Annotated in this window: 8 protein-coding genes; 5 read left to right on the plus strand and 3 right to left on the minus strand. The window is 61.0% G+C overall.

Features of this window, described 5'->3' with window-relative positions; translation table 11 throughout:
* Both HH302_RS13060 and HH302_RS13065 read right to left on the minus strand, forming a co-directional pair.
* Positions 1 to 873 (minus strand): isochorismatase family protein, encoded by an 873-nt coding sequence (locus tag HH302_RS13060; RefSeq protein WP_172202587.1) that lies wholly within the window; start codon positions 871 to 873, stop codon positions 1 to 3.
* A 164-nt stretch (positions 874 to 1,037) separates the two neighbouring features.
* Positions 1,038 to 1,778, minus strand: coding sequence for an NUDIX domain-containing protein (locus HH302_RS13065; RefSeq protein WP_172202588.1), 741 nt, complete (start codon positions 1,776 to 1,778; stop codon positions 1,038 to 1,040).
* 92 nt (positions 1,779 to 1,870) lie between these two features.
* Between HH302_RS13065 and HH302_RS13070 the strand changes: the two genes are divergently transcribed.
* The 5 genes from HH302_RS13070 (at position 1,871) to HH302_RS13090 (ending at position 5,771) form a co-directional block, all read left to right on the plus strand.
* A complete protein-coding gene (locus tag HH302_RS13070) occupies positions 1,871 to 2,926 on the plus strand; it encodes an SPFH domain-containing protein (RefSeq protein ID WP_172202589.1) in 1,056 nt (351 codons plus the stop codon).
* Positions 2,910 to 3,845: a sugar kinase gene (locus tag HH302_RS13075; protein ID WP_172202590.1), complete on the plus strand. Its 936-nt coding sequence runs from the start codon at positions 2,910 to 2,912 to the stop codon at positions 3,843 to 3,845. Before HH302_RS13070 ends, HH302_RS13075 begins: the two co-directional genes overlap by 17 nt.
* Positions 3,846 to 3,899: 54 nt before the next feature.
* The gene (locus HH302_RS13080; protein WP_172202591.1) at positions 3,900 to 4,451 is read left to right on the plus strand and encodes an RNA 2'-phosphotransferase; all 552 of its coding nucleotides are present in this window, start codon (positions 3,900 to 3,902) and stop codon (positions 4,449 to 4,451) included.
* Between the two features lie 19 nt (positions 4,452 to 4,470).
* Positions 4,471 to 5,073 carry an HAD family hydrolase gene (locus tag HH302_RS13085; protein WP_172202592.1) on the plus strand — a complete coding sequence of 201 codons (603 nt, stop codon included), beginning with the start codon at positions 4,471 to 4,473 and terminating at the stop codon, positions 5,071 to 5,073.
* A gap of 62 nt (positions 5,074 to 5,135) precedes the next feature.
* Positions 5,136 to 5,771 (plus strand): DUF4291 domain-containing protein, encoded by a 636-nt coding sequence (locus HH302_RS13090; protein ID WP_172202593.1) that lies wholly within the window; start codon positions 5,136 to 5,138, stop codon positions 5,769 to 5,771.
* 1,012 nt (positions 5,772 to 6,783) lie between these two features.
* On the opposite strand, the gene HH302_RS13095 is transcribed toward HH302_RS13090, so the two are convergent.
* Entirely contained in the window at positions 6,784 to 7,728 is a 945-nt protein-coding gene (locus HH302_RS13095; RefSeq protein WP_172202683.1) for an integron integrase, read from the minus strand.
* Positions 7,729 to 8,491: the final 763 nt, after the last annotated feature.

The raw sequence follows: 8,491 nt of genomic DNA on the forward strand, positions 1-8,491 counted from the left end.
TCAGGACTCCGCGCAGGCAAGCGCTGCCTGCAGTGTGGGGAGGACGTCTGTAGAGGTCGCGATCGTTGCGCCCCGGGCGCGCATTGCCTCGATGAACGCGCGGTACTGGGGTTCAAAACCACTGACCGGGCTCATGCAGTCAACCAGGAGCGTGAGACGCTGGGCGCCGAGTTGCTCTGCGATGTGCTCGGTGGTGGCCTTGACGCAGTGACTGCCCGCTTCACCGGTGATCAGAATGCGATCGGCCTCACGCAGCTGCGCAATGAACGCGGCGTTGAGTTCGGTCGCCGCATCGGCCGGGTCCGGCACTTCGGCGCGCACCGCGCTGTAGTGCTCGGTCCAGGGGTTGGTGCCCTTCACCACCTTGTTCACCGTGCGCAGCGTTGCCTCTTCCCAGCGGTTGTAGGCAGCCAGCACATCGCGGTGGACGTTGTGGCCCCAGGTGCCGATTTCGCAATGCACCGGCCACACCATGTGGGTGTAGCGGCCGGCGGCTTCGAGTTGGTCGAGGTAGGCAAGTACGCGGGGCAGGGCGCCTTCGAGGCGTGGCACATAGCGCCCGGCGCGCACGTCGGCGGCTGTGATCTGGGTGAAGGCGCCGATCGCGTCGCCGCGGGCATCGCGCCAGAACGTCGGGTGCGCGATGTCGATGTGCTGGTGTGAGTCGAGCGTGACCGAGATGTCGGTGATCGCGTTGCCCGCAGCGTCGATCAGGGCGGCAATGCGCAGCATGTCGGCATGCGCGCCGGTAACCGGCAGGCTGGGGGCCGTGCGGGCCTTGCCTGCGACGTGTGCGGGGAGGTAAGCGTCGGGCAGATCGCAGAAATCGTTCTGCGGATCGATGATCACAAGGTGGATGCGTTCCTGGCTCATTTTGTGGCCTCCTGGCTGTGTCGCGTCTAACGTGAGGCCATCGTACGCCAACAAGTTGTACAGTGCAACTAACAGTGCGTATGCATCACGTGATCAATTCCACGACGCGGGGAATGTGACTGAAGCGCGTGGAGTCTGCTGCGTTTGTCGCGTTCAGAACGGCATCAACGACCGAAGGTACGAGGAAACACAACGGGGGCATTGCGATCCTTGAGGCGATAGCCCATGGCCGGGCGATTGGACAGCCCATCCAGAAACCCCGCTTCGACGAGAAAGTCGGCGGCGAGCATGCGGGTACGAAACCCGCTCTTGTCGACGGGACGTCCCAACACAACCTCATATACCTTCTGCAATTGCGGGAGAGAGAAGGGTTCCGGGATCAGGAACGCCGGTAGCGAGGTGTACTCGACCTTGCTGCGCAAGCGCTCCACGGCCGTGGCGAGAATCATCGAATGGTCGAAAGCCAGGTCCTCCGCGGCGAGAATCTCATCGACATCGAACCAGGCGACGTCGGCCGCGTTGGCGCCCTTCTCAAGCGTGATGTGTTCAGCCGGGATCAGGGCGAAATACACATGGGTTGCAGACCATCCTCGCGGGTCGCGGTCGGCGCCGCCCCAGCTTCCGAGTTGTTCAAGGTATGGACTTTGGACGCCGGTCTTCTCGCCAAGCTTGCGTACTGCACAGGCTTCGAGTGTTGCGTCCACCTCGACATTCACGAAACCGCCGGGCAGGGCCCACTTGTCGGGAAACGGCTCGGATGCGCCTGAAGGGCGTCGGACCAGCAGCACGCAAAGACTCTCCTCCAGCACCGTAAAGATCACGACATCCACGGTTGTGAAGGGCAGGCGGAAAGCTGGGGCCGTACGTTTGGATGCGGCGCTGTCAGACGATTTCTTCGTAGGCATGCAAACATCTCCTGTTGACGACCCCAATTCTAAGTTGTACTGTCCAACCCATGCAAGTTGTACAGTGCAACCGGCAAAGGAAGGAGACCCACATGTTCGGCGTTCGCTATATCAAGTCCCAACCCACGGTGCACTTGATGCAATTCAAGGGCGGCAAACTCGTGCGAGAAGGCGCCGGTGCCTCGTTCTTCTACTATGCCCCGACGACCACCCTGGTGGCGGTGCCAGTGGCGAGCCGCGATCGTCCGTTCATTCTCGAACTGACGACGGCGGACTTTCAGAGCGTCACCGTGCAAGGGCAAGTCACGTTCAGGATTCAGGACCCACGCAAGACCGCAGGGCTGATGGACTTCTCGTTGGCCAAGAATGGCAGCGCGTATGTGTCCGAAGATCCGGCGCGTTTGGGCGATCGGGTCGCGATGCAGGTCGAGGTGATCGTGCAGCAAGCCGTTCAGGGAATGGCGCTCAAGGAGGCTTTGCGCGCCTCGGCACAGATCGCTCGCGCCGCGCAGGCGGAACTGGCAACGCGACCGGAGATCGAGGCGCTCGGCCTTGAGGTGCTCGGCGTCTCCATCATGGCCGTCAAGCCCACGCCCGACATCGCGCGGGCGCTCGAGGCCGAAGCGCGGGAATCGAACCTCAAGGCCGCCGACGATGCGGTCTATCTGCGGCGGATGTCGGCAGTGGAAAAGGAGCGCGCCATCCGGCAGAACGAACTCGATACCGACATTGCCGTAGAAGAGAAGAAGCGCCAGATCCGCGAGTCACAACTTGATTCCAAGGCGCTGGTGGCCAAGCGGGAGAATGCGTTGCGCGACGAGCAGATGTCGGCCGACATCGCGCTCGAAGACCAGCGCAAGGCCCTCGTTGTGAGTCAGGCGGACAACGCCCGTGCGCTTGCTGAAGCCGAGGCGCACCGGGTGGCGGCGATCATGCGGGCGTTGGAGGCCGCCGACCCGCGCATTGTGCAGGCCCTTGCCGCCGCCGGGATGGCGCCGGGGCAGTTGATTGCACAGGCCTTCGGCGGTATCGCGGAGCGTGCTGAAAAGATCGGGCACCTCAATGTCTCGCCCGATCTGCTGCAGACTTTGCTTGGCGCCCCGCGTGAGGACGCCGTGACGCAGGTGAATCGTGAGCGCGGCCGCTGATCGGAAGGTCGTGCTGGTGACGCGGCGCACGCGGCTCGATGAGTTGATCGCCCGTCACCACACACTTGCGCAGGCGCGTTTCTACCTGGAACACCTGAACGCAGACTTCTCGGACTACCTGGCAGAAAGCGCGGCGTACGCGCGTAGTCTGGCGCAGGTGGTCAGTGGGTTGCAGACCTGGGGGCGCTATCAGCTGGTTGATCGAACCTACCTGCCGAACTTCGTGTTTGCCGCCGACGATATCGTGGTGGCACTTGGGCAGGATGGTTTGGTGGCCAATACGATGAAGTACCTCGATGGACAGCCACTCATTGGTGTCAATCCAGAGCCGAGTCGCTGGGATGGTGTGCTGCTCCCCTTCGAATCGGACGGACTTTTGGCATTGATTGGTGACGTCGCGCGAAGCCGACGCGCAATCCGAGCCGTGACGATGGCCGAGGCGCGGCTCTCCGACGGTCAGATGCTGCGCGCGGTGAATGACCTCTTCATAGGTCCGCGCACCCATGCGTCGGCGCTCTACGAGATTCAACATGGGGCTGGGCGTGAAGTGCAGTCCTCCTCCGGCGTGATCGTTGCAACCGGCCTTGGGTCGACGGCCTGGATCAAAAGTATCGTGACCGGTTCGCTCGCGGTGGCGCAGGCGCTTCGCGGCGGAAAGCCCAGTGCAGGGTACGCGGCCAAAGCGTGGGACGCCGATACGCTCACCTTTGCAGTGCGCGAACCGTTTCCGACGCGCACCTCGCAGGCGAGCATCGTTTTTGGCGAGGTGTCGCGGACGCAGCCCTTGAAATTGCGCTCGCGCATGCCCGAGAACGGCGTGATCTTTTCGGATGGGATGGAGAGCGACTTTCTGCGATTCACCGCCGGCATGGAGGCCACGATTGGTGTCGCTTCGGTGCAGGGTTGCCTGGTGATCTAATCCGTAACGAGCGCTGCATTCAACAAAGAACAAAATCTGGAGAACAAGAAGAACATGCAAACGGAAAATCAGCTCAAACGATTGAGCAAATTCATGAGCCTGGTGCTGCGGCATCAACCGGAACTGATCGGCATTGCCCTTGACCACGCAGGCTGGGTTGCCATCGACGAGCTCGTGACGCGTGCGAACGCAGCGGGCAAACCGTTGACCCACGCGTGCATACGAGAAGTCGTTGCAACAAGCGACAAGCAGCGTTTCGCGATCAGCGACGACGGCTTGCGTATCCGCGCCAATCAGGGCCATTCAGTCGAGGTCGAACTCGGTCTCGCACCAGCAGAACCGCCGGATGTGTTGTTGCACGGAACGGCCCGCCGTTTCCTGTCCGCCATCCTGCGGGAGGGATTGGTCAAAGGCGCGCGTCATCATGTCCACCTCACCACCGATCTTGGGATTGCAGGAGCCGTCGGCAGGCGCTACGGCGAACTGGTGTTGCTGAGTGTGGCCGCAGCGCGTATGCGAGCAGACGGGCACGTCTTTTACCGATCCGACAATGGTGTATGGCTGACCGATATGGTGCCGCCGCGATACCTGGAAGTGTTGGATTGACCCGTAAGGAGATCGCACGATGACGCGACCGATCATCGCCCTCGACGCCGACGGTGTCCTGCTCGACTACAACCTCGCTTACGCTGACGTGTGGGAGCGGGCCTATGGTGTTCGTCCGATCGAGCGGGACCCCGACGCCTACTGGGCTAAGGACCGATGGGATGTCCCGCACCTCGCCGACGAAGCGCTGAGTCAATTTCGTCGTTTCTTCGATGAGGCGTTCTGGTCGTCGTTGCCTGCGATGGCGGGCGCGATTGAGGCCTGTCAGCTGCTGCATGACGCAGGCCACGAGCTCGTGTGCGTCACCGCGATGCAGCCTCAATTCGCTCAAGCGCGCGAGTCCAACCTGCGCAAGCTAGGGTTCCCTATCAGCCGCGTTTTGGCTACTGGCGGTGATGCGTCACGTGGAAGCCCCAAACGCAGCGCGTTGGAACAGATCGACGCGCAAGTGCTGGTGGACGATTACCTGCCCTTCCTGGTTGGACTACCCGAGCCTGTGCACCGGGCACTTATCGACCGCAATCCGGCGCGCTCGCCGAATCGTGGATCGGAGCGCGAGACTTTGAGTTCAAGCCACCCAGATCTGAGATCGTTTACGCAGTGGTGGCTGAGTCGACTCTGACGTTCCCCCCAAGAGCGCAAGACCGAACGGAATGACGAATAGCAAGAAAGAAAACAAGAAAAATGGATTACGAGTACTACATCGAACAACTCAAACGCTGGCCTGCGAACGGCCAACACATTCTCGCCAACTACGATCACGACAGTATTGTCGTGTACCAGGCATATCGGGACGAAATTGCCGACTATGCGCTGTCCCATCAGTGCTTTGGCGGAGCGTTCAGCTACAGCCGAATGAGTTGGATCAAGCCGAACTTCCTGTGGATGATGTTTCGCAGTGGGTGGGCAACCAAACCCGGGCAGGAGCGCATTCTTGCAGTGCGACTGCGGCGCACGTTCTTCGACGCCCTGCTTGAACAGGCGGTGTCATCAAGCTTGCCGGCGGGATCAGGACAATCACGGGAGGATTGGCAAGCTGCGGTGAAGGCATCGGATGTGCGCCTTCAATGGGATCCTGACCACGATCCTTCCGGCGGGCCGATCGATCGGCGCGCGGTACAACTCGGGCTGCGGGGCCGCGCGCTGGAGACCTATGGAAAAAGCGCCATCGTTTCAATTGCGGATATGACGGAATTCGTGAGTACGCAGAGGCGGCACGTGACCGAGCAGTGCGAGGCGTTGTTGATGCCTGTCGAACATATATACGTGCCGAGGCAAAAGACAGGCTGTGCTCAACCTGGGGGAGGCTGTATCGAGTAACGGGCGCTCGCCTGTGCGACGCCTCGTGCCTGATGATCGCTCACGGCCGGGTCTTCGGCCTCATCGATTCGAATATCAGGCGGAGTCTTGATCGGACTCGGCGCCCGTGGGGTCATCTGTTGATGTGTGTGAGCAAGCAGGGTCACACTGGTCTCCCCGCTCTGGTATCACTTCACCACCGACGTTCGGCATATTGAGCCAGTCGAGATCCTCTTGTGCCAGCGGAATTGGCCTCCGCGGCCAATCTCGTCGCGCCGAGCTTGACGTACCAGCGGATGCCCCTGCGCACGCGATTGCGTTGTTCATCTCTTCGATCGAAACCGTGGCCTGTCCCTTCCGCCGAGCGATGCCTGCAAGGGATTCAAGCTTTGCGATTCGCGTGTTCGAGGTCGAGACGGCCTCGAGGCTTGCGTCTGCCGTGTGATCTGCTCGTGCCATTGACAGACGAAGCTGCATCAACGCGTCGCTCAGTGGCATGACGTGTCGCCGCGGGGAGAGCGGTCTATAGCGGCGTTCGCGGCCCATCCAATGCGGGTTCCGTCTTGCCAAGGCTAGGACCTCAGCCAGTTTCTGCCGCCGCATCGCTCTCTCCCTGTTCAGATCCAATGCTTCATTTATGCCGCAGCGTCGTGATCGATATGGTGCTGAGAACTCCTGGGGTTAGATCTTGTGCGGGAGCGTTGAATCGTTGGTTTGGACGCTTACATCGTCGGGGCAGTCGTGTCACCGGGTCCCGTGGGTCGGGGATTCTCAGCCAAGTTCTAGCCTGCAGCACTAGCCATTGTTCGCCGACCGACCGCACGCGACCCAAAGCAGTCCTTCATTGCCAGGCAGGGCATCTATCCCAACTCTCGTACATGCGGGCATTCGAACGGCAGCCTTCGGGAATTTCACCCACTATCGCGGAGACTTCGGATTGGTGGTGGCGCGCAGGTCTGAGATGCCTCGACCGCCGGCCCTGACGCGGCGGTTAGGCTGTGAGGGGGGCACGCCACCCTCGCGCACCCGAGTGTCAAGGCAGATCAAGCGGGCTGATCACATGGCGCGCGGTAGCCTCGACGTGTGTGTAGATCATTGTGGTCTGCAGGCTGCGATGACCCAGCAGCAATTGAATCGTGCGGACATCCGTCCCGGCCGCCAACAGGTGGGTCGCGAAGCTATGGCGCAAGCAGTGCACGCTCGCGTGCTTGTGGATCTGCGCGCGATCGAGCGCGAGCTTGAACGCCCTCTGCACGGTTGAGTCCGAGACATGCCAACGCACGAAGCGTCCGCTCGATCCCCATGGACGCAATACGGCCGACGGAAACACAAACTGCCAACTCAATGACGCTGCAGCCGACGGATACTTGCGTGACAACGCGTCCGGCATAGGTGCCAGGCCGCCGCCGCGCGCACGATCCTCCGCGTGTAGGGTGGCCACGCGTGTCAGATGTTGCTGCAGGCTCGCGATGACGGTTTGCGACAAGATTGTCGTGCGGTCCTTGCTGCCTTTGCTGTTCCTCACCGACACGGTTCGTGCCGCCAAGTCGACGTCCTTGACTCTGAGCGTGACGCACTCGTGCACACGAAGCCCCGCGCCATAGAGCACTTCACACATGAGCCGACGAGTCCCCTGAAGCTGATTGAGCACCGCCCGCACTTCCTCGCGTGACAGCACCACCGGAATGCGTTGGCGCCGCTGAACCCGCTTGAGTCCTGCCATGTCACCAAGCGGCAGCCCCAGCACCGCGTCATACAAGAACACCAGCGCATTGAGTGCTTGCGACTGCGTGGAGGCGGCAACGTGTCGGTCGGTTGCGAGGTGGTTCAGGAACGCTTCGACGTCCCGGGTACCCAGGGAGTCTGGGTGGTGTTTGTCGTGGAAGAGCACGAACTGACGCACCCAATAGCGATAGGCCTGTTCGGTGTTGGTGCTGAAGTGCCTGCGGCGACACACCAGCGAGACTTGTTCAAGCAGACGCGGGGGTTGTGTGCCCCATAAGGGGGCTCCTTTCTGTCAGAAAAATCACGAGGCTACCTGCGCGACCCTGCGGCTGCACGTACCCCCTAATATTGCTGTTGTTATACTGACACGCAAGAACGGCGCGCCCAACAAATCAATGGGTTACCACGCAACTCCCGCGCCCTAAATATCAATTGATATACGGACCCTCTGGGTCCGTGTAAACACTGTTAGGCGGCTGGAGCGGTGCCCTAATGAACCCGATCGTCATTTGCGCAGCACTGCTCGGCACAATCATCTCGTCACTCAACTTCTACCTGTCGTTCATAAGGCCTCTCGCGCACCACTATTGGAAGCCCACAGGGCCTTACAAGCAGGTTTCTGGTTTCCCGTTGTTCGGGTCCGTGCTGCTTTGGGGCTCAGCTATCCCTCTCTGGTCAGAACACCTACCATTGGCGCTTGCTTGCTTGGCTATCGCGGCCCTAGACACGTTAGGCTTGCACTGGCTTCTCATCAGTCTGTGCATCTCAATCCGTCGCCCTAACCAGCAGTGATGCAACGCAAACCGCCGCCTAACCCTGCAGTCAACCGGACACCAAACTGCTGCGCAGTTTGGTTCCCTTCGCTGGCGCTCCGGTGCCGGTTACTTCCACGTTAGCGCGCTTTGTTATGACCAGCCCAGTTAACGTCGCCACATGAAACAACGACACCTATTTCGCCTTGCTCAAGCATGCGCGTTGCTGTTGGCGCTTGCTGTCGTTTCAAACCCAGAGTTGCG

Source organism: Niveibacterium sp. COAC-50 (assembly GCF_013184235.1).
Classification (GTDB): domain Bacteria; phylum Pseudomonadota; class Gammaproteobacteria; order Burkholderiales; family Rhodocyclaceae; genus Niveibacterium; species Niveibacterium microcysteis.

What these genes read in the sequence shown, in the direction of transcription:
- HH302_RS13060 (WP_172202587.1), bottom strand. Translation starts at nt 873, where the DNA reads ATGAGCCAGGAACGCATCCACCTTGTGATCATCGATCCGCAGAACGAT.
- HH302_RS13065 (WP_172202588.1), bottom strand. Translation starts at nt 1,778, where the DNA reads ATGCCTACGAAGAAATCGTCTGACAGCGCCGCATCCAAACGTACGGCC.
- HH302_RS13070 (WP_172202589.1), top strand. Translation starts at nt 1,871, where the DNA reads ATGTTCGGCGTTCGCTATATCAAGTCCCAACCCACGGTGCACTTGATG.
- HH302_RS13080 (WP_172202591.1), top strand. Translation starts at nt 3,900, where the DNA reads ATGCAAACGGAAAATCAGCTCAAACGATTGAGCAAATTCATGAGCCTG.
- HH302_RS13085 (WP_172202592.1), top strand. Translation starts at nt 4,471, where the DNA reads ATGACGCGACCGATCATCGCCCTCGACGCCGACGGTGTCCTGCTCGAC.
- HH302_RS13090 (WP_172202593.1), top strand. Translation starts at nt 5,136, where the DNA reads ATGGATTACGAGTACTACATCGAACAACTCAAACGCTGGCCTGCGAAC.